Origin of the sequence: Variovorax brevis, assembly GCF_030317105.1 — a bacterium.
In the GTDB taxonomy this organism is placed as follows: domain Bacteria; phylum Pseudomonadota; class Gammaproteobacteria; order Burkholderiales; family Burkholderiaceae_C; genus Variovorax; species Variovorax brevis.
In genome coordinates this window covers 901951-921296 of sequence record NZ_JASZYG010000001.1, presented here as the reverse complement: position 1 = coordinate 921296, position 19346 = coordinate 901951, and the positions used below count along the sequence as shown (strand labels likewise).

Annotated in this window: 16 protein-coding genes; 9 read left to right on the top strand and 7 right to left on the bottom strand. The window is 67.3% G+C overall.

The features are described from left to right. Nucleotides 1-217: 217 nt before the first annotated feature. From acs to QTI66_RS03980, 3 genes are read right to left on the bottom strand one after another with little or no spacing between them, the layout of a single operon-like run. Nucleotides 218-2212, bottom strand: coding sequence for an acetate--CoA ligase (gene acs / locus QTI66_RS03990; protein WP_286557626.1), 1995 nt, complete (start codon nt 2210-2212; stop codon nt 218-220). Nucleotides 2213-2222: 10 nt separating this feature from the next. After that, complete coding sequence (locus tag QTI66_RS03985; protein ID WP_286557624.1) at nt 2223-3413, bottom strand: acetyl-CoA C-acyltransferase family protein; 1191 nt, start codon at nt 3411-3413, stop codon at nt 2223-2225. A 26-nt stretch (nt 3414-3439) separates the two neighbouring features. After that, nucleotides 3440-5083: an acyl-CoA synthetase gene (locus QTI66_RS03980; RefSeq protein ID WP_286557811.1), complete on the bottom strand. Its 1644-nt coding sequence runs from the start codon at nt 5081-5083 to the stop codon at nt 3440-3442. A 157-nt stretch (nt 5084-5240) separates the two neighbouring features. On the opposite strand from QTI66_RS03980, the gene QTI66_RS03975 reads away from it, so the two are divergent. The 4 genes from QTI66_RS03975 (at nt 5241) to QTI66_RS03960 (ending at nt 10107) form a co-directional block, all read left to right on the top strand. Next, complete coding sequence (locus tag QTI66_RS03975; RefSeq protein WP_286557623.1) at nt 5241-7199, top strand: hybrid sensor histidine kinase/response regulator; 1959 nt, start codon at nt 5241-5243, stop codon at nt 7197-7199. Further along, nucleotides 7196-7942, top strand: coding sequence for a response regulator transcription factor (locus tag QTI66_RS03970; RefSeq protein WP_286557622.1), 747 nt, complete (start codon nt 7196-7198; stop codon nt 7940-7942). The genes QTI66_RS03975 and QTI66_RS03970 overlap by 4 nt, the downstream gene beginning before the upstream one ends. Nucleotides 7943-8071: 129 nt before the next feature. Next, nucleotides 8072-8380, top strand: a complete 309-nt coding sequence (locus QTI66_RS03965; RefSeq protein ID WP_286557621.1) for a DUF485 domain-containing protein — start codon at nt 8072-8074, stop codon at nt 8378-8380. Further along, nucleotides 8377-10107, top strand: coding sequence for a cation acetate symporter (locus QTI66_RS03960; RefSeq protein WP_444814938.1), 1731 nt, complete (start codon nt 8377-8379; stop codon nt 10105-10107). The genes QTI66_RS03965 and QTI66_RS03960 overlap by 4 nt, the downstream gene beginning before the upstream one ends. Before the next feature lie 37 nt (nt 10108-10144). Here the strand turns inward: QTI66_RS03960 and QTI66_RS03955 are convergent, their stop codons facing one another. Together QTI66_RS03955 and QTI66_RS03950 are read right to left on the bottom strand one after the other, a co-directional pair. Further along, nucleotides 10145-10498 carry a hypothetical protein gene (locus tag QTI66_RS03955; RefSeq protein WP_286557620.1) on the bottom strand — a complete coding sequence of 118 codons (354 nt, stop codon included), beginning with the start codon at nt 10496-10498 and terminating at the stop codon, nt 10145-10147. 103 nt (nt 10499-10601) lie between these two features. Beyond that, entirely contained in the window at nt 10602-11504 is a 903-nt protein-coding gene (locus QTI66_RS03950; protein ID WP_286557619.1) for a LysR family transcriptional regulator, read from the bottom strand. Nucleotides 11505-11584: 80 nt separating this feature from the next. Between QTI66_RS03950 and QTI66_RS03945 the strand changes: the two genes are divergently transcribed. Genes QTI66_RS03945 through QTI66_RS03925 form a run of 5 tightly spaced genes read left to right on the top strand, consistent with a single transcriptional unit; the run spans nt 11585 to nt 17015 of the window. Next, the gene (locus tag QTI66_RS03945; RefSeq protein ID WP_286557618.1) at nt 11585-12646 is read left to right on the top strand and encodes an amidohydrolase family protein; all 1062 of its coding nucleotides are present in this window, start codon (nt 11585-11587) and stop codon (nt 12644-12646) included. Further along, nucleotides 12643-13548 (top strand): VOC family protein, encoded by a 906-nt coding sequence (locus tag QTI66_RS03940; RefSeq protein ID WP_286557617.1) that lies wholly within the window; start codon nt 12643-12645, stop codon nt 13546-13548. Before QTI66_RS03945 ends, QTI66_RS03940 begins: the two co-directional genes overlap by 4 nt. 26 nt (nt 13549-13574) lie before the next feature. Further along, a complete protein-coding gene (locus tag QTI66_RS03935; RefSeq protein ID WP_286557616.1) occupies nt 13575-14438 on the top strand; it encodes a fumarylacetoacetate hydrolase family protein in 864 nt (287 codons plus the stop codon). A gap of 4 nt (nt 14439-14442) precedes the next feature. Beyond that, nucleotides 14443-16038: a bifunctional 3-(3-hydroxy-phenyl)propionate/3-hydroxycinnamic acid hydroxylase gene (locus QTI66_RS03930; RefSeq protein WP_286557614.1), complete on the top strand. Its 1596-nt coding sequence runs from the start codon at nt 14443-14445 to the stop codon at nt 16036-16038. Then, entirely contained in the window at nt 16038-17015 is a 978-nt protein-coding gene (locus QTI66_RS03925; protein ID WP_286557613.1) for a Bug family tripartite tricarboxylate transporter substrate binding protein, read from the top strand. The genes QTI66_RS03930 and QTI66_RS03925 overlap by 1 nt, the downstream gene beginning before the upstream one ends. A gap of 161 nt (nt 17016-17176) precedes the next feature. On the opposite strand, the gene QTI66_RS03920 is transcribed toward QTI66_RS03925, so the two are convergent. Both QTI66_RS03920 and QTI66_RS03915 read right to left on the bottom strand, forming a co-directional pair. Beyond that, on the bottom strand, nt 17177-17602 hold the full coding sequence (locus QTI66_RS03920) for a GlcG/HbpS family heme-binding protein (protein WP_286557612.1): 426 nt from the start codon (nt 17600-17602) through the stop codon (nt 17177-17179). Nucleotides 17603-17617: 15 nt separating this feature from the next. After that, nucleotides 17618-19345, bottom strand: coding sequence for a thiamine pyrophosphate-binding protein (locus QTI66_RS03915; protein WP_286557611.1), 1728 nt, complete (start codon nt 19343-19345; stop codon nt 17618-17620). Nucleotide 19346: the final 1 nt, after the last annotated feature.

The window sequence follows — 19346 nt, the reverse complement described above, 5'->3', positions numbered from 1 at the left end:
GCGTTGTCTCGTAATCAGCTTTTCACAATTGATTCATATGGTGTCGCCCTGAGATGGTGCATGTAAAGGCGGCCGTTCCATCACGGCCGCAAAAAGGAACCAGTTCACAAAGTTTGTGAACTTTAGGCCACAGAGAAAAGCACCACGTCGTCGCTGGCCGACAGGGTGATGCAAATCCCCTACAGAAAATGTAGGAATTTGTCTCGATCCGGACGTCTCAATAGACCTGTCCCAATTGCTCCAGGATGGCGGGGTTCTCCAGCGTCGAGGTGTCCTGCACGGCGGTCTCTCCCTTGGCCACGCCGCGGAGAAGGCGCCGCATGATCTTGCCGCTGCGCGTCTTGGGCAGGTTCTCCGCAAAACGGATGTCCTTGGGCTTGGCGATGGGGCCGATCTCGCGGGCCACCCAGGCGCGCAGTTCGGCGGCAATCGCGGTGGCCTTGTCGCCGGTGGGCAGGGGACCCTTGAGCACCACGAAGGCGCAGATCGCCTCGCCGGTGGTGTCGTCCTGCCGCCCGACCACGGCCGCCTCGGCCACCAGCGCGGTGCACGAGACCAGCGCCGATTCGATTTCCATCGTCCCCATGCGGTGACCGCTGACGTTCAGCACGTCGTCGATGCGGCCGGTGATGGTGAAGTTGCCGGTGTCCGCGTCGCGGATGGCGCCGTCGCCGGCGAGGTAGTAGCGGCCCTGGAAGTCCTGCGGGTAGTAACTGGACTTGAAGCGCTCGGGGTCGCCCCAGATGGTGCGGATCATCGAGGGCCACGGCTTCTTCACCACCAGGATGCCGCCCTGGCCCCAAGGCACGGGGTTGCCGGCCTCGTCGACCACGTCGGCGTCGATGCCGGGGAAGGGCAGGCTGCAGGAGCCGGGCACCAGGTCGTGCACGCCAGGCAGCGGCGTGATCATGTGGCCGCCTGTTTCAGTCTGCCAGAAGGTATCGACAATCGGACAACGCCCGCCGCCGATGTGCTCGTGGTACCACTCCCAGGCGGCCGGGTTGATGGGCTCGCCCACCGTGCCGAGGATGCGCAGGCTCGACAGGTCGTAGTTGCGCGGGTGGGCGGTCGGCGTGCTTTCCGCAGCCTTGATGAGCGAGCGGATCGCGGTGGGTGCCGTGTAGAACACCGTCACCAGGTGGTCCTGGATCATCCGCCAGAAGCGGCCGGCGTCGGGGTAGGTCGGGATGCCCTCGAACACCACCTCGGTCGCGCCGAGCGCCAGCGGGCCGTAGGTGATGTAGGTGTGGCCGGTGACCCAGCCGATGTCGGCGGTGCACCAGAAGACGTCCTCGGGCTTGAGGTCGAAGGTCCAGTGGCAGGTCAGCGCCGCATGCAGCAGGTAGCCACCGGTGGAGTGCTGCACGCCCTTGGGCTTGCCGGTGGAGCCCGAGGTGTAGAGCAGGAACAGCGGATGCTCGGCGCTCACCCATTCGGGTTCGCAGGTCGTCGGCTGCACGGCCAGCAGGTCCGCCATCCATTGGTCGCGCGGTGCCTCGAAAGGCACGTCGGCGCCAGTGCGCCGCGTCACCAGCACGTGACGAACGCTCTCGCAACCGCCAAGCGCCAGGGCATCGTCGACCACGGCCTTGAGCGGCAGGTGCTTGCCGCCGCGCACCTGCTGGTCGGCGGTGAGCACCATCACGGCGCCGGTGTCGGCAATGCGGTCGCGCAGCGCCTGCGACGAAAAGCCGCCGAACACCACCGAATGGATCGCGCCGATGCGCGCACAGGCCTGCATCGCCACCACGCCGTCGATCGACATCGACATGTAGATGACCACGCGGTCGCCCTTTTTCACGCCGAGCAGGCGCAGCACGTTGGCGGTGCGGCAGACGCGTTCGAGCAGTTGCTCGTAGCTGACCTGCGTCACGGTGCCATCGTCGGCCTCGAAGACGATCGCCGTCTTCTGCCCCAGGCCGCGCTCGATGTTGCGGTCCAGGCAGTTGTACGAGGCGTTGAGCGTGCCGTCCTCGAACCACTTGAAGAAGGGCGCGTTGCTGTCGTCCAGCACCTTGGTGAAGGGTGTTTTCCAGGTGATGAACTCGCGCGCCAGGCGGGCCCAGAAAGCCTGGTGGTCGCCCTGGGCTTCGGCCACCAGGGCGTCGTAGGCGGCGCGGCCGGAGACGTGCGCGTTGCGCACGGTGTTCGCCGAAGGCGGGTAGGTCAGGGAGGTCGTGGCGGTCGCGGCCTGTGTCGTTGCGGTGTTCATGCTGTGCTCCTTAAACGCGTTCAAAAATGGCTGCGATGCCCTGTCCGCCACCGATGCACATCGTGGCCAGCGCGTAGCGGCCGCCGATGCGCTGCAGTTCGTACAGCGCCTTCGTGGTGATGATGGCGCCCGTCGCGCCGATGGGATGGCCGAGCGAGATGCCCGAGCCGTTGGGGTTGACCTTGGCGGGGTCGAGGTCGAGTTCGCGCACCACGGCGCAGGCCTGCGCCGCGAAGGCTTCGTTCGATTCAATGACGTCCAGGTCGTCGATGCCCAGGCCAGCGCGCCCCAGCACCCGCCGTGTGGCCGGCACCGGGCCGATGCCCATGATGGTCGGCTCCACGCCCGCATGGCTGTAGGCGACCAGTCGGGCCAGTGGCGTCAGGCCATGCGCCTTGACCGCCGCGCCACTGGCCAGCACCACCGCGCCCGCGCCGTCGTTGATGCCCGAGGCATTGCCGGCCGTGACGGTGCCGCCGTCCTTCCTGAAGGCGGGCTTCATCTTCGCCAGCGTCTCGACGGTGGTGTCGGCCTTCACATGCTCATCGGTGTCGAACACGACGGTGCCTTTGCGCGTGGCGATCTCGACCGGCACGATCTGGCTCCTGAAGCGCCCTTCGGCGATGGCGGAGGCTGCACGGCGGTGGCTTTCCGCCGCCAGCGCATCCATCATCTCGCGCGTGATGCCGTACTGCGCCGCCACGTTCTCCGCCGTGATGCCCATGTGGATCTTGTGGAAGGGGTCGTGCAGGGCGGCCACGGTGTAGTCGACCATCGAGGCGTCGCCCATTCGCGCGCCCCAGCGCATGGCGCTCACGTGGTAGGGGCCGCGCGACATCGACTCGGCGCCGGCACCGATCGCCATCTCGCAGTCGCCCAGCAGGATGGACTGCGCCGCCGAGATGATGGCCTGCAGGCCCGAGCCGCACAGCCGGTTGACGTTGAAGGCGGGCGTTTCCTTCGGCAGTCCCGCGTTGATGGCGGCGACGCGGCTCAGGTAGGCGTCGCGCGGATCGGTCGGGATGACCGTGCCCATGGCCAGGTGGCCGATGGCGTCTGCCGGTGCGCCGCTGCGCTCCAGCGCCGACTTGACGGCGAGCGTGGCCAGGTCGGCCAGCGGCACGTCCTTGAGGCTGCCGCCGTAGGTGCCGATGGCGGTGCGGGCGGCGGCGACGATGAAGACTTCGGTGGGAGAGGTCATGGCATGGTTCCTTTGGGCGGGTTCGTTCACTCGATGGCGCTCACGGACTGCACGCGCTCGCGCAGCACGAATTTCTGGATCTTTCCGGTGGAGGTCTTTGGCAGTTCGCCGAACACGATGCGCTTGGGCACCTTGAAGCGCGCCAGCAGCGGGCGGCAGAAGTCGATGAGTTCATCCTGCGTCAGGCCGTCGTGGCCGGGCTTGAGTTCGACGAAAGCGCAGGGCACTTCGCCCCATTTCGTGTCGGGCTGCGCGACCACCGCGGCGCTGAGCACGGCCGGGTGGTGGTGCAGGGCGTCTTCCACCTCGATGGAGGAGATGTTCTCGCCGCCGGAAATGATCACGTCCTTGCTGCGGTCCTTGATCTTCACGTAGCCGTCGGGGTGGCGCACGCCGAGGTCGCCGGTGTGGAACCAGCCGCCGGCAAAGGCTTCCTCGGTGGCGCCGGGGTTCTTGAGGTAGCCCTTCATCACCGCGTTGCCCCGGAAGAAGATCTCGCCGATGGTCTCGCCGTCGGCCGGCACCTGCTGCATCGTGTCAGGGTCGAGCACGGTCACGGCCTGTTGCAGCGGGTAGGGCACGCCCTGGCGGCCATTGAGGCGGGCGCGCTCCTCGATGGGCAAGTTCTTCCACGAATCCTGCCGCGCGCAGATGGCGGACGGGCCGTAGACCTCGGTCAGGCCGTACACGTGGGTGATCTCGATGCCGGCGGATTCGCAGCCTTCAATGACGGCGGCCGGCGGCGCGGCGCCGGCCACGAGGCCCTGCACGGTGTGGCCGATGCCGGCGCGCGCTTCGGCCGGCGCGCTGATCATCATGCTGTAGACGATCGGCGCGCCGCACATGTGGGTCACGCGATGCTCGCGGATGAGCCCGTACACGGCGGCCGGCTCGACCTTGCGCAGGCACACGCCCGTACCCGCCACCAGCGCCAGCACCCACGGAAAGCACCAGCCGTTGCAGTGGAACATGGGCAGCGTCCACAGGTAGACCGCTTGATCTGGCATGTTCCAGGCGAGCGCGTTGCTGGCGGAATTGAGGTAGGCGCCGCGATGATGCGTCACCACGCCCTTGGGGTTGCCCGTGGTGCCGGAGGTGTAGTTCAGCGCAATGGCATCCCATTCGTCGGCCGGCAACTGCCAGTCAAATTCGGGGTCGCCGCCGGCGAGGAAGTCTTCGTAGCTGATTTCGCCCAGGCGCTGGCCGGCGGGGGCCGCGTCGTCCTCGACCTCGATCACCAGCGGACGGTGCGCGCCCAGCGTGGACAGCGCCTGCGCCACCACGCCGGAGAACTCCCGGTCGGTGAGCAGCACCTTGGCCTCGCCGTGCTGCAGCATGAAGGCGATGGCCGGCGCATCGAGCCGGGTGTTGAGCGTGTTCAGCACGGCGCCGCTCATCGGCACGCCGAAGTGGGCCTCGAACATGGCCGGCGTGTTGGGCAGCATGACGGCCACGGTGTCGCCGGGGCCGATGCCGCGGGCCGCCAGCGCGCTGGCCAGGCGCCGGCAGCGGGCGTAGGTCTGCGCCCAGGTCCGGCGCTCGCTGCCGTAGATGACGGCGGTGCGGCCGGGATAGACCTGTGCCGAGCGTTCGATGAAGGACAGCGGGGACAGCGCCACGAAATTCGCAGCATTCTTGTCGAGTCCCATCGCGTAAGGGTTGATGCGCATCATGTGGTTCTCCGGCGGACAGTGTTTCAATGGCAGCCCGAGCATCGGCCATGAACGTTGCACCATTCGGCTCGAAAGATGACGAATGTTTGCAAGGCCGGCTCGGCTATAAACCACGTGTTTCGGGTCGTGGCAACCACATTCGCCGGGAGATCCCTTGAGAGACAACGCAATTGCGGCCGCACAGACGGCTCCACTGGCGCGCTATCAAACGCTGCAGGCCGGGCTCGACCTGCTCGACCAGGGGCTGTCGATCTTCGACGCCGACCTGCGGCTCGTGGCGTGGAACCGTGCCTACGAGCGCCTGCTCGACTTCCCCGAGGGCATGGCGAGCTTGGGCACGCCTTTCGAGACCTTCATCCGCTACAACGCCCGGCGCGGCGAATACGGTCCGGGCGACCCCGAGGCGCTGGTGGCCGAACGCGTGGCGGCGGCGCGCACCTTCAGGACGCACGACATCGAGCGCACCCGCCCCGGTGGCCTGGTGCTCCACATCCATGGTGAGCCGCTGCCCGGCCACGGCTTCGTCACGCTGTATTCCGACGTCACCGCGCAGCGCAACGCCGAGCGCACCATCCGCGAGCAGAACGCCGAGCTGGAAAGCCGCGTGACGGCCCGCACCGCGGAACTGGTCAGCAGCGAGGAGCGCATGCGGCTGGTGATGGACTCCATTCCGGCGCTGGTTGCGTACTTCGACCGGCGCCGCGTGTACCGCTACCTGAACCGCGCCTACCAGGACTGGTTTCGCATCGACTCGACAAAACCCGAGGCCGTCAGCGCCCGTGCCTTCCTGGGCGACGAGGTGTATGCGCTGGTCAAGCCCTACGTGCTTCGCGCGGTGGCGGGCGAATCGGTCACCTTCGAGTACGACCTGTTCATCCATACGGGCGAGCGGCGTGCGGTGCGCACCTCTTTGGTCCCCGAGCGCGCGGGCGACGGCACGGTGGCCGGCTGCTTCGAGCTGACCTTCGACATCACCGAGCAAAAGCGCTCGCAGGAGTTGCTCTCGCGCGCGCAAAAGCTCGAGGCGCTGGGCCACCTCACGGGCGGGCTGGCGCACGACTTCAACAACATTCTGACTGTCGTCATCGGCAACCTCGCGGCGCTGAGGGACGCGGACCCTGAGGACCCCAAGGTGGCGGAATTCATCCAGCCTGCGCTCGACGCCTCGCGGCGCGGTGCCGAGTTGGTGAAAGGCCTGATGCGCTTCGCACGCCGCCAGCCGCTGCAGGCGGGGGCCGCTGACGTGGCGGGCCTGCTGCGCGGCGTGGAGCGGCTGGTCAGGCACTCCCTGCCGGACGCGGTGCGGGTCGAGGTCGACGTCGGTGCGCTGCCGCTGCGCGTGTGGATCGACGCGGCGCAGTTCGAGCAGGCCCTGCTCAACATGGTCCTGAATGCGCGCGACGCCATGCCCAAGGGCGGCCTTGTGACGCTGCGCGCGCGGCCGGCGCAACTGGACCCTGACGCCGCCGCCGCGCTCCAGACCCGGCCCGGCGATTGCGTGCGCATCGACGTTCAGGACGACGGTTGCGGCATGGATGCACGCACCGTGGCCCACATGTTCGAGCCCTTCTTCACCACCAAGCAGCTGGGCAGCGGCACGGGCCTGGGCCTGGCGATGGTGTACGGCTTCATCAAGCAGTCGGGCGGTGCCATCGACGTGCGCAGCCAGCCCGGCCGGGGCACCACCATCTCGCTGTGGCTGCCGGCGAGCGAGCGGAGCCCGAAACCGCCCGCAGCGCCGGCGGCGCCCGCTGCACCGGGCCGACGCGGACTGGCACTGCTGGTCGACGACGAAACGCAAGTGCGCCGCGTGGTGCGCCGCACGCTGCTCGACCTGGGCTATGCGGTGATCGAGGCGGACAGCGGCGGCGCCGCGCTGGCCCTGCTGCGCCAGACCCCCGACATTGCGCTGCTGCTGTCGGACGTGGCGATGCCCGGCGATGTCGGCGGCCGCGAACTGGCGGCCACCGCGCGCCAACTGCACCTTGCGCGCGCCGTGGTGCTCATGAGCGGCAACGCCTCCGGCGACCACGCGGTGGACGGCGTGCCGTGGTTGATCAAGCCCTTCACCTCCGTCCAGCTCTCCGATGCGATCGAGGCGGCACGCGAATGAACACGCCATTGGCTCATCCCTTGCGCGACGAAAGCGCGCCGCGTTCCCTGATCTTCGTGATCGAGGACGACGCGGCCGTCATGAAGCTGGTGCTCAATGCACTCACCGAATTCGGCTTCAACGCCGAAGGCTTCCAGACCGGCGCCGGCATGCTGCGTCGCTTGCAAACTGAAAAGCCCGACCTGTGCATCGTCGACCTCGGCCTGCCGGACATGGACGGCATCGACCTGGTGCGCCGCATCACCGCGCAGACCAACGCGGGCGTGCTGATCCTCACCGGCCGCGGCCACACGGCGGACCGCGTGATGGGGCTCGAGCTGGGCGGCGACGACTACATGACCAAGCCCTTCGAGGCGCGCGAGCTGGTGGCGCGGGTGCGCAGCATCCTGCGCCGGCGCATGGCCGCGGCCGGTGCAACGGGCGCGATGCAGCGGCGCTATGCGACCTTCCTGGGCTGGCGGATCGACTGCGCGGCCAATGTGCTGCGCGCGCCGGACGGCACCGAGCATTTGCTCGGCACGGCCGAGACCCAGGTGCTGCGCTGCTTCGTCGAGCGGCCGCACCAGATCCTCACGCGCGAGCAACTCATGGGTGCGCGCGACCTGCTGCCCACCGACCGCAGCATCGACGTGCGCATCTCGCGCCTGCGCCGAAAGATCGAAGTCGATCCGCATGATCCGGTCATCATCAAGACTGTCTACGGCGCGGGCTACATGTTCGCCGCCGCTGTCAGCTGGGAGTAAGTTGCGGCGGGTGCGCACGCCATGTGCGCAGCGATGTAGTTTGCAATGTGACGAATGTTTGCGTCTCCCCCCGTGGGTGGAAGCGGCGACCCAGAATCGCGCCGAACCCACCTACCGGAGACCCAAGTCATGCGTGATCCCATCGTTCAGAAGATCCAGTCAGACCCCAGGTACATGGAGTTGCGACGCAAGCGCAACAGCTTCGGCTGGCTGCTCGCCGCGTTGATGATGGTCGTGTACTACGGCTACATCGCGCTCATCGCTTTCAACAAGCCATTCCTCGCGACACCGATCGGCACCGGGGTGACGACCATCGGCATCCCGATCGGGCTCGGGGTCATCGTGTTCACCATCGTCATCACTGCGATCTACATCCGCCGCGCGAACGGCGAGTTCGATCGCCTGACGGCAGAAATCCTGGAAAGGGCCAAGCCATGAGCCGTCCTTTCGTCAAATTCTTCATTGCGATGGCGATGCTGCTCGCCGGCAGCGTGGCGCTGGCCGCGGGCGGCGATGTCGGCCAGGCCGACAAGCAACCCACCAACTGGATCGCGATCGCCATGTTCTCGGGCTTCGTGGTGCTCACGCTGTTCATCACCAAGTGGGCGGCGGGCAGGACCAAGTCGGCGTCCGATTTCTACACGGCAGGCGGCGGCATCACCGGCTTCCAGAACGGTCTGGCGATTGCGGGCGACTACATGTCGGCAGCGTCCTTCCTCGGCATTTCGGCCGCGGTGATGGCGACCGGCTACGACGGGCTGATCTATTCCATCGGCTTCCTGGTCGGCTGGCCCGTCATCACCTTCCTGATGGCCGAGCGCTTGCGCAACCTGGGCAAGTTCACCTTTGCCGACGTGGCGGGCTATCGCTTCCAGCCCGGGCCGATCCGTGCCTTCGCGGCCTCCGGCACGCTGGTGGTGGTGGCCTTCTACCTGATCGCGCAGATGGTCGGCGCGGGGCAACTCATCAAGCTGCTGTTCGGGCTCGACTACATCGTGGCCGTGGTGCTCGTGGGCGTGCTGATGATGGTGTACGTGCTCTTCGGCGGCATGACCGCGACCACCTGGGTGCAGATCATCAAGGCGGTGCTGCTGCTCGCAGGCGTGACGTTCATGGCAATCATGGTGCTGGCCCAGTTCAGCTTCAGCCCGGAGGCGCTCTTTGCCAAGTCGGTGGAGGTGCGCACGCACATTGCCAGCAACGCGGGCAAGAGCCCTGTGGAAGCCTCGGCCATCGGGCTGAGCATCATGGGCCCGGGCGGCTTCGTGAAAGATCCGATCTCGGCCATTTCCTTCGGCATGGCGCTGATGTTCGGCACCGCCGGCCTGCCGCACATCCTGATGCGCTTCTTCACCGTGCCCGATGCCAAGCAGGCGCGCAAGTCGGTGTTCTGGGCAACGACTTGGATCGGCTACTTCTACCTGCTGATCTTCATCATCGGCTTCGGCGCCATCACGCTGGTGCTGACCAACCCCGAGTTCGCCGACACGGCCACGGGCACCATCAAGGGCGGTGGCGGCGCGGCCAACATGGCGGCGGTGCTGGTGGCCAAGGCGGTGGGCGGCAACGTGTTCTACGGCTTCATCTCGGCGGTGGCCTTTGCGACCATCCTGGCGGTGGTGGCGGGCCTCACGCTGTCGGGCGCGTCCGCCGTGTCGCACGACATCTACGCGACGCTGGTGAAGAAGGGCAAGGCCGACAGCGCCGCCGAACTCAAGGTGTCGCGCATCACGACGGTGGCCCTGGGCGTCGTGGCCGTGCTGCTGGGCATTGCGTTCGAAAAGCAGAACATCGCCTTCATGGTGTCGCTGGCCTTCGCGGTGGCGGCGTCGGCCAACTTCCCGGTGCTGTTCATGTCGGTGCTGTGGAAGGACTGCACCACGCGCGGCGCGGTCATCGGCGGCTTCCTGGGGCTGGCGTCGTCGGTGATCCTGACCATCGTCTCGCCGTCGGTCTGGGAGGCCACGCTGGGCAATCCGAAGGGCTCGGCGCTGTTCCCCTACGCTTCGCCGGCGCTGTTCTCGATGACCATCGGCTTCGTGGGCATCTGGTTGTTCTCGGTGCTCGACAAGAGCAACCGGGCCGCTGGCGAGCGTGCGGCCTATCCGGCGCAGCAGGTCAGGTCAGAGACAGGCCTGGGCGCTTCGACGGCGGCGAGTCATTGAGGAGGTTGCGCCCGCCCTGACGACGGGCGGGCAGCGATCAGGCTGTGGGACGGAAGGCGAACTTGCCGCCCACGGGAACCCACAGCCTGTCGTTCGATGCCACGCCGTCGAGCGAATCGTCCACGAAGTTGAGCGCGACGGTCAGCGTGTAGCCGGCGCGCGAGAGATAGGACACCAGGCACACGTCGTCGTTGATCCGGCTGGCCATGTACTTCGGTCGATGCTGGTCGGGGGCCGGCACCGGAGCCCCTTTCTCGACGGCTTCCCATGTCACGGTGCCATCGTCGTGGAAATGGTGCCGTTGGGTCATGCCCTTGGTGGGGCCTTCGTCCCAGATGAAATCGACTGTCCTGCCGCGGACCTGGTCCGACAGTTCCTGCTCTTGCGTCACGCTCACTCCCTTTGCATTTTTCCCCGGAGTATGAAGGGTGTTGAGAGCGGTTCGGCGCGACGGTGGGCGACTTCGGAAAGGGATGGCAGCCAACGCCAACACTTCACGCTGCAAACAGCCGATGCACCAGCGCCCGCAGCCACATGTTGGCCGCATCCTTGTGAAAGCGCCGGTGCCAGAACTGATGCACCTCCACCACGGGTGACTTGAAAGGCGTGTCGACGATGCGGATGTCGGCGTATCGCGCGCAGATGTTGGCCAGGTCCCGCGGCACCGTGGCGATGAGGTCGGAGCTTTCGACGATGGGCAGCAGGCTCATGAAGTGCGACAGCCCCACGCGCACGCTGCGTTGAACGCCCTGGCGCTGCAGGAACTGTTCGAGCAGGTGCTCGCGCCCGTCAGGGCTCACCACGGCGTGCGATGCGGCCAGGTAGGTCTTGAGCGTGAGCCGCGCGCCCACGGTGGGATGCTGGCCGCGCACGATGCACACGTAGTCGTTGCCAAAGAGCCTTTGCAGGAAGAAGCCCGCCTTCTGCAGGTCGGGCAGGTAGCCGATCGCCAGTTCGGCGCCGCCTGATTCCAGCGCCTCGGCGGCGGCCAGGCGCGGCATGGACAGCGTGCGCAGCGCGCAATGGGGTGCGTCTTCGGCGAAGCGCGCAATGATCTGCGGCAGGAAGTGCACCTCTGCAATGTCGGGCGTGACCACGACGAATTCCCGGGCGGCGGTGAGCGGCGCAAAGGCGGGCGCCGGCAGGATCTCGGCCTTCACCGTTTCCACCACGCGCGACACCGGCCCGGCCAGTTCCATGGCGCGCGGCGTCGGCTGCATGCCGGCGGCGGTCTTCACGAACAGCGCGTCGTTGAAGAGCAGGCGCAGGCGGCCGACCGCGGCGCTCATGGCGGGCTGGCTCAGGCCGATGGCCTCCGCGGCGCGGGTCACGCTGCGGTGTTCGGCCATGGCGTCGAAGGCGACAAGCAGGTTGAGGTCGACGTCTCTGATATCCATGGCGTGGATTCTATGTATATCGCCTATCCGCTTCATAAATGTATCAAGGCTCCATAGACTCGCGCCGAACAGGAGACACGATGCAAGAAATGCGGTGCGCCTGCGGCGGCGTGGACATCCACGCGCACGTGGTGCCGGAGAGCTTTCCCGCGTACCTTGGCAGCAAGGTGCCGGCGCAGTGGCCGTCGACCGCCGTGGCGCCGGAGGCGGGCGGCCTGTGCCATCGCCACGTGATGATCGCCGGCAAGAACTTCCGCACCGTCTCCGAAAAATGCTGGAGCGTGACGCATCGCCTGGCCGATCTGCCGGCGATGGGTCTTGCGCACCAGGCCATCTCGCCGATGCCGGAGTTGCTGTCGTACTGGATGGAACCGGCTGACGCGCAACAGTTGCTTCGCTTTCTGAACGAGCAGATGGCTGCCATGGTGGCGGAGTCCGGTGGCGCGTTGATCGGGCTTGCGGCCGTGCCGCTGCAGGACATCGACCTGGCGATTGCTGAACTGCGCCATGCGGTCGAGGTGCTGGGCTTTGCCGGCGTGGAGATTGGCAGCAACGTCAATGGCACGCCGATCGGCGATCCGTGTTTCGACCCGTTCTTTGAGGCCTGCGAATCGTTGGGCGCGGCGGTGTTCGTGCACGCGCTCAAGCCGACAGGCATGGACCGGCTGGTCGGCCCGGCGCCCTTGCAGCAGGTGCTGGCCTATCCCACGGACGTAGGTCTCGCGGCGGCATCGGTCATCACCTCGAACCTGATGCTGCGCCGGCCGGGCCTGCGCATCGCCTTCAGCCATGGTGGCGGCACGCTGGCTTCGCTGTTGCCTCGCCTGCAGGAAGGCTGGTCTGTTTTTCCGGCATTGAAGGAAGCCGTGCAGGCCTCGCCGACGGAACAGGCGCGGCAACTCTTCTTCGACACGTTGGTCTTCGACACGCCGACGCTCCAGCACCTGGTACAGGCGTTCGGCGCCTCGCAACTGATGCTCGGAACCGACTACCCCTTCAACTTCCACGACCGCACGCCGGTGGCTCGCATCGAGGCCGCGGGCTTTGGCGCGGACGTGGCGCAGCAACTGATTCACGGCAATGCACAGCGCTTTCTGGGACGCGCCTTCGCATCGACGCCGCTCAACGAGGCAACCAAATGACATCTCCCTGGATCGAAGGGCTGCGCAGCGTGGCCCTGAACGTGCCGGACCTCGAACGCGCCGAGGACTTCTACACGCGCGTGTGGCATCTGGACGTTGCCGCGCGCACGCAGGATGCGCTCTACCTGCGCGGCACCGGCGCAGACCACCATCTGCTGGCGCTGCACCGCGGCGCCGATGCGACCGAGATTCGCCATGCGACCTTTCGCGCCCGCAGCGAGGAAGCCTTGACGCAGATCGCCGATGCGGCGGTGCGCGCTGGCGGACGTGTGCTGACACCCATCGGCCCCATTGATGAGCCCGGTGGCGGGATGGGCCTCACGATCAGGGACCCCGACGGCCGCTTGTTCCAGGTGGTGCACGGCGACACCAAGCACGCCGACGCGCACGAAGCCAGGGACCGCCCCATCCGCCTTGCGCACGCCGTGCTCAACAGCGCCAAGGTCGATGCTTCGCAGCGCTTCCTCGAACAGGCGCTGGGCTTCAAGCTGGCGGATCGCACCCGGATCATGGCCTTCCTCAACTGCAATGCCGACCACCACACCCTCGCGCTGGGCGACACCGACAACAACGCCCTCAACCACATCGCCTTCCTGATGCCCGACCTCGAATCGGTGATGCGCGGCGGCGGGCGCATGAAAGACGCGGGCCACGGCATCGAATGGGGCCCGGGGCGCCACGGGCCGGGCGACAACGCCTTCAACTATTTCATCGGGCCCTTCGGCGAAGTCATCGAGTACACGGCCGAGGTCGAGCAGATCGACGACAGCCACGTGGCGCGCGGCCCCGCCGACTGGACCTGGCCACCCGGGCGCGTCGACCAGTGGGGCATCTCGCAGCCGCCATCGGCGCGCCTCAAGGAAGCGCAACGGCAAGTCTTCTTCATGCAGACGCCGGACTGATCAACACACCTTCAACGAAAGCAGCCATGAAATTCACCACCTTCATCCACAACGCCGAAAAGCGCCTGGGCCTCGTCGATGGCGACAACGTCATCGACCTGAACGCCGCACAGCCGCAAGTGCCTGCCGACCTGCGCGCCGCGCTGACGGCCGGTGTCGACCTTGCCGCGGCCGCCAAGGCTGCGCTGGCCTCGGGTGCGGCGCGCCTGCCGCTGTCCGGCCTTGAATTCGCACCGCTGGTGCCGGAGCCCGGCAAGACCATCTGCCTGGGTCTCAACTATTTCGACCATGCGAAAGAGGGCGGTCGCGAGAAGCCCGAGTACCCGTGGTTCTTCTTTCGGGGCGCCAGCTCTTTCGTGGCGCATGGGCAGCCGGGCATCCTGCCGCGCGTGTCCGAGCGCTTCGACTACGAGGCCGAGCTCGCGCTGGTCATCGGCCGCCGCGTGCCGCGCCATGTCTCGCAGGAGGACGCACCGGGCTACGTGTTCGGCTACACCTGCTTCAACGACATGTCCGTGCGCGACTACCAGAAGCGCACGCCGCAGTGGACCATCGGCAAGAACTTCGACGGCACGGGCGGATTCGGCCCGGTGCTGGTCACCGCCGACGAACTGCCGCCAGCAGCAACGGGCCTGAAGATCCAGGGTCGGCTGAACGGCAAGGTCATGCAGGACGCCAACACCACCGACATGATCTGGGGCGTCGCGGAGACCATCGCGCTGCTGAGCGACGTCCTCACGCTGGAGCCCGGCGACGTGATCGTGATGGGCACGCCCGCCGGTGTTGGCCAGGCCCGCACGCCGCCGGTGTGGATGAAGGCGGGCGACAGCTTCGAGGTCGAGATCGAAGGCATCGGCACGCTGGTGAACCCGATCCGCGCCGAGGACTGAAGGCATGGCATCCACAGAAGAGCGCGACGTGGAATACGACGTTGCGGTGGTCGGCTTCGGCCCCTCGGGCGCGGTGGCGGCGGGCCTGCTCGCGGGCATGGGACTGCGCGTGTGGGTGTGCGACCGTTCGCGCGAGGTGTACGACAAGCCGCGCGCCATCGCCATCGACCACGAGATCCTGCGTGTGTTCCAGCAGCTGGGCGTGGTGGACGCGGTGGCGCCGTACCTGGAGCCTTTCACGCCATCGGAATACTTCGGCGTGGACGGCCAACTCATCAAGCGGCTGACGATGGTGGCACCGCCGTATCCGCTGGGCTACACGCCATCGAACGTGTTCACGCAGCCGCCGGTCGAGGCGGCCTTGCGGGCGCATGTGCAGTCGATGGACAACGCGCGCATCGAACTCGGCACCGAGGTCACGGCGCTGGCGCAGGACGCGGACGGCGTCACGCTGCAATGGCAGCGCGACGACGGGCAGGGCGGCAGCACGCGGGCGCGATTCGTGGTGGGCTGCGATGGCGCATCGAGCTTCGTGCGCGAGCAGGTCGGCATTGCGCTGGAAGACTTGTCCTTCGACGAGCCTTGGCTGGTCGTGGACGTGCTGGCCAACGCGCGGGGTCTCGCGAAGTTGCCGGCCACCAGCGTGCAGTATTGCGAGCCCGACCGGCCCTGCACGATGGTGATCGGCCCCGGCCATCACCGGCGCTGGGAGATTTCGCTCAAGCCCGGTGAAGACCCGCGCAAGGTCGTCGAGCCGCAAGAGACATGGAAGCTGCTGTCGCGCTGGCTGTCGCCGGAAGACGGCGAGCTGTGGCGGCAGGCCAGCTATCGCTTTCATGCGCTGGTGGCCGACACCTGGCGCAGCGGCCGCGTCTTCGTCGCAGGCGATGCGGCGCACCAGCAACCGCCTTTCCTGGGCCAGGGCATGTGCCAGGGCGTGCGCGACGTGGCCAACCTGGCCTGGAAGCTGGCGGCCGTGGTCCATGGCGACGTGAAGGGCGCGGCAGCCGAATCGCTGCTCGACAGCTATGGCATCGAACGCAAGCAGCACGTGACGCAACTCACCAGCCGCATCAAGGTCATCGGCGCCGTCATCTGCGAACGCGACGAGGCGAAGGCACGCGAACGCGATGCGCGCATGCTGGCCGAGTGCGGCGGCGTGGTGCGCGACATGCCGCGTCAAGACGTGCTGCCGGGGCTGGAGTCGGGCCTGCTGTCGCCCATGCCGCATGCAGCCAACGGCACCATCTTTCCGCAGCCGTGGATTGCGCAGGGCAGTGAGCGCGTGCGCTTCGATTCGCTGGCCGGCAACGACTGGTGGCTGGTGCTGGATGAAGGCTTCGATGCCGCCGACGTGGATGCGACGTCCATCCCCCGGATCACCACGCTGCGCCTGGGCGAAGGCTTGCGCGAAACCGAAGGCGTGGCAGCCGCATGGTTCCAGCGCCACGCTTGCCGCGCCGCCATCGTCAGGCCCGACCGCTATGTGTACGGCGTGGCTTCGACGCCCAACGATCTCGACGCGCAACTCCGCGCACTGGCGCACCGGCTTGGCCGGGCACAGCACAACCCATTGATAACAACGGAGACGACAACGTGATGATGAACAGAAGAAGCTTTCAGTTGAGCCTGGCGGCCGCGGCGCTGGCGCAGGCCGGCCTCGTGCGCGCGCAGGAGCCATGGCCTGCCAAGCCGATCAAGCTGGTGCTGTCGCAACCTCCGGGTTCAGGCCCGGACACCATCGCGCGGCTGCTCGGCGAAGGCCTGTCGCAATCGATCGGCCAGCCCTTCGTGGTCGACAACAAGCCGGGCGGCCAGAACGTGATCGGCGCGCAGGCAGCCAAGCAGGCGCCGCCCGATGGCTACACCTTCTACTTTGCGACGACTGCTGCGCTGGTGACCAACAGCTACCTGTTCAAGACGCTGCCCTACGATCCGCTGAAAGACTTCACGCCCGTGGCCTTCGTGGCCAACAGCCCCTTCGCGCTGCTCGTGGGCGCCGATTCGCCCATCAAGACGGTGCAGGACCTGGTCGCGCGCAGCAAGGCCGATCCGGGCAAGCTCTCGCTGGCCAACGAAGGCCCGCGCACTTTCGGCGGGATGATCGCGCGTCTGTTCAACGCTCGCGCCAAGGCCGAGACGAACCTAGTGGCCTACAGCTCCATCGGCACGGGCGTGCAGGACCTCATCGGCGGGCAGGTGAATGCGCTGGTGGCCGACGTGGCATCGACCGGGCAACTGGTGAAGCAGGGGCGCCTGCGCATGCTGGCCGTGACATCGCCCAAGCGCATCGCGGGGTGGGACAACGTGCCGGCGTTGGCGGAGAGCTTGCCGGGCTTCGACATGGTCGGGTGGCTGGCAATGGTTGCGCCAGCCGGCACGCCTGCACCCATCGTGATGAAGATGAACGCGGGCGTGAACGCCATGCTGGAGAAGCCGGCGTTTGTTGAGAAGATGCTGACGATTGGACCGATCGCCGCGTCGCCGCAAACGCCGCAGCAGTTCGATGCGTTTCTGCGTGAGGAGCATCGCCGTTTGGGGCAGATTGCCGTTGAAATCGGCCTGCTCCCTGAGTAACCCTCTTCATCTCCCTCTCCCTCCGGGAGAGGGCAGGGGTGAGGGCTCCGGGCCGTGGTTCGGGTGGGGCGGTGGATAGGCCCGGTGCCCCTCACCCCAACCCTCTCCCCGGAGGGGCGAGGGAGCAAGTCAGCCCACCCCCGGAGGGGCGAGGGAGCAATTCATCCTGCGGCGAGTCCCGCAGCTTGCACGCCCGCAATGCAGATCGCCTCATCTTCATCCCCCGTCCCGCCACTCGCGCCGACCGCGCCCAAAATCTTCCCTTGCGCATCCTTGATCAACACCGCCCCCGTCTGCGGCAGGAAGCGCCCCGCCGATGTTCCGGACAGCGACACGAAGAAGTTCGGGTTGCCCTTGGCCCGTTCGAACAGCACGCGGCTCGACACGCCCATGCCGACTGCTCCCCAGGCCTTGGCCTGCGCGACGTCGAAACGGAACATGCTCGCGCCGTCTTCGCGCGCAAAGGCCTTGAGGTGGCCCGCGTCGTCGAGCACGGCAATGCCCATGGGCGCGTAGCCGGACTGCTTCGAATGCGCGAGCGCGGCGGCGATGATCTGGTTGGCTTGGGTGAGGGTGAGTGTGGTCATGGTGTGCGAAGCATGTCAGGAATGGGAGGGTGGTACGAGCGCGTCGAAGCCGAAGCGGTTCATGCTGCCGAAGGCCGGGCCTGCGGGGTGCGGCGTAAAGCGCGTGCGGCAGTCGAGCACGCTGGGCAAGCCGGATGCGAGGGCGCGCTGGATGGCAGGGGCCACCTCTTCGGCGCGGGTCACCGTCTCGCCATGGCAGCCGAAGCCACGTGCAATGGCGGCGTAGTCAGTGCCCTCCAGGCTTGTCGAGAATTCAAAGCCCAGTTGCGCCTTCTGGCCGGCGCGGATGATGCCCCAGGCCGCGTTGTTGTGGATGATGCAGACGACCTTCAGCCCTGCGCGTCGCGCGGTGTCGAGTTCGTTCAACGTGAAGCCGAAGGAGCCGTCGCCGGTGATGTCGAATACCGGCCGCGATGGGTGTTGCAGTTGCAGGGACATCGCATAGGGCAGGCCGAAGCCGAGGTGGCTCATGCCGGGTTCGTGAAAGCGCGTTCGCACCGCGTCGACCGGCGTGATGTCGTTGCTCCAGAAGGTGGTGTGGCCGCCGTCGAACACGGCCAATGCGTCCTGGGGCAAGGCGTCGCCGATGGCCTTGGCGAGCGCGGCCGGATGCATCACCGGATCGGGGTCTCGCGCCAGTTCGGCCAGGCGCGATTCGTAGCCTGCGCGCACGGTGCGGATGCTGCGAAGCCATTCGTCATCGGGCGCGAGAGGCGGCGCTGCATCGAGCGCGGTCATCAGGTCCTGCAGCGCAAGTCGCGCATCGGCCTGCATCGCCACTTCATGCACCGCCGGATGGCCCAGCGCGGACGGATCGATGTTGATGCTGATGGTGCGATGCCCACGCCGCGCGAACGGTCCGCGCTCGTCCCACATCCACGACGAATAGCGGCAACCGACGCTGAGCACCACGTCCGCCTGTTCGAAGGCTGTGCGCACCGCATCGCCCGCGATCAGGCCACCGTGGCCGATGAAGTGCGGGCTGTTGCTCGCGATAACACCGAGCGCCATCTGCGTCGGCACGACGGGTGCATGCAGGCGCCGGGCAATGTCGCGCAAGGCATCGGCCGCGCCGCTCGTCACCACGCCGCCGCCGGCCACCACCAGCGGCCGCCTGGCCTCCCGCAGCAGGCGCACCGCGGCTTCCACCGCGTCAGCGGCAGGGCGCGGCCCCGTGGTGATGCGGTAGCGCGAGGGCGCCAGATCGAACTCGTCATCCGCATAGTCGGTCGCGGCAGAAAGAACGTCCTGCGGAATGTCCAGGTGCACCGGTCCCGGCCGGCCCGACAAGGCTTCGCGAAAGGCACGCCGCGCCAGTTCGGGAATGCGCCGTGCGTCGTGCACCACCGCGTTCCATTTGGTGATGGGCGCGAACACCGCCTGCGTGTCCAGGTCCATGAACATGCCGCTGTGCGGGTACGCCGCCGCGCGGTGCTGGTTGGTGGTGACGGCCAGCAGCGGCAGGTTGTTGTTGAAGGCGACGCCCATGCCTGACGCAAGGTTCAAGCCGCCCGGACCCATCTCGCCGAGCGCGACGGCCATGCGGCCCGAGCCCGCGTGCACGGCAGCGGCCATCATCGGCGCGGTGGCTTCGTGGCGCACGCCGACGAAGCGCACGGCGTCCTGCTGCGAGAGCGCGTGCATCAGCGGCGCGAGCTTGCCGCCGACGATTCCGAACGCAAAGGGCACGCCTTCACCCGCCAGGATGCGCACCAGCGCCTGCGCGCCTGTGAGTCGAAGCACG

What these genes read in the sequence shown, in the direction of transcription:
- QTI66_RS03985 (WP_286557624.1), bottom strand. Translation starts at nt 3,413, where the DNA reads ATGACCTCTCCCACCGAAGTCTTCATCGTCGCCGCCGCCCGCACCGCC.
- QTI66_RS03965 (WP_286557621.1), top strand. Translation starts at nt 8,072, where the DNA reads ATGCGTGATCCCATCGTTCAGAAGATCCAGTCAGACCCCAGGTACATG.
- QTI66_RS03960 (WP_444814938.1), top strand. Translation starts at nt 8,377, where the DNA reads ATGAGCCGTCCTTTCGTCAAATTCTTCATTGCGATGGCGATGCTGCTC.
- QTI66_RS03920 (WP_286557612.1), bottom strand. Translation starts at nt 17,602, where the DNA reads ATGACCACACTCACCCTCACCCAAGCCAACCAGATCATCGCCGCCGCG.
- QTI66_RS03980 (WP_286557811.1), bottom strand. Translation starts at nt 5,083, where the DNA reads ATGCGCATCAACCCTTACGCGATGGGACTCGACAAGAATGCTGCGAAT.
- QTI66_RS03930 (WP_286557614.1), top strand. Translation starts at nt 14,443, where the DNA reads ATGGCATCCACAGAAGAGCGCGACGTGGAATACGACGTTGCGGTGGTC.
- QTI66_RS03950 (WP_286557619.1), bottom strand. Translation starts at nt 11,504, where the DNA reads ATGGATATCAGAGACGTCGACCTCAACCTGCTTGTCGCCTTCGACGCC.
- acs (WP_286557626.1), bottom strand. Translation starts at nt 2,212, where the DNA reads ATGAACACCGCAACGACACAGGCCGCGACCGCCACGACCTCCCTGACC.
- QTI66_RS03940 (WP_286557617.1), top strand. Translation starts at nt 12,643, where the DNA reads ATGACATCTCCCTGGATCGAAGGGCTGCGCAGCGTGGCCCTGAACGTG.
- QTI66_RS03935 (WP_286557616.1), top strand. Translation starts at nt 13,575, where the DNA reads ATGAAATTCACCACCTTCATCCACAACGCCGAAAAGCGCCTGGGCCTC.
- QTI66_RS03925 (WP_286557613.1), top strand. Translation starts at nt 16,038, where the DNA reads ATGATGAACAGAAGAAGCTTTCAGTTGAGCCTGGCGGCCGCGGCGCTG.
- QTI66_RS03945 (WP_286557618.1), top strand. Translation starts at nt 11,585, where the DNA reads ATGCAAGAAATGCGGTGCGCCTGCGGCGGCGTGGACATCCACGCGCAC.
- QTI66_RS03970 (WP_286557622.1), top strand. Translation starts at nt 7,196, where the DNA reads ATGAACACGCCATTGGCTCATCCCTTGCGCGACGAAAGCGCGCCGCGT.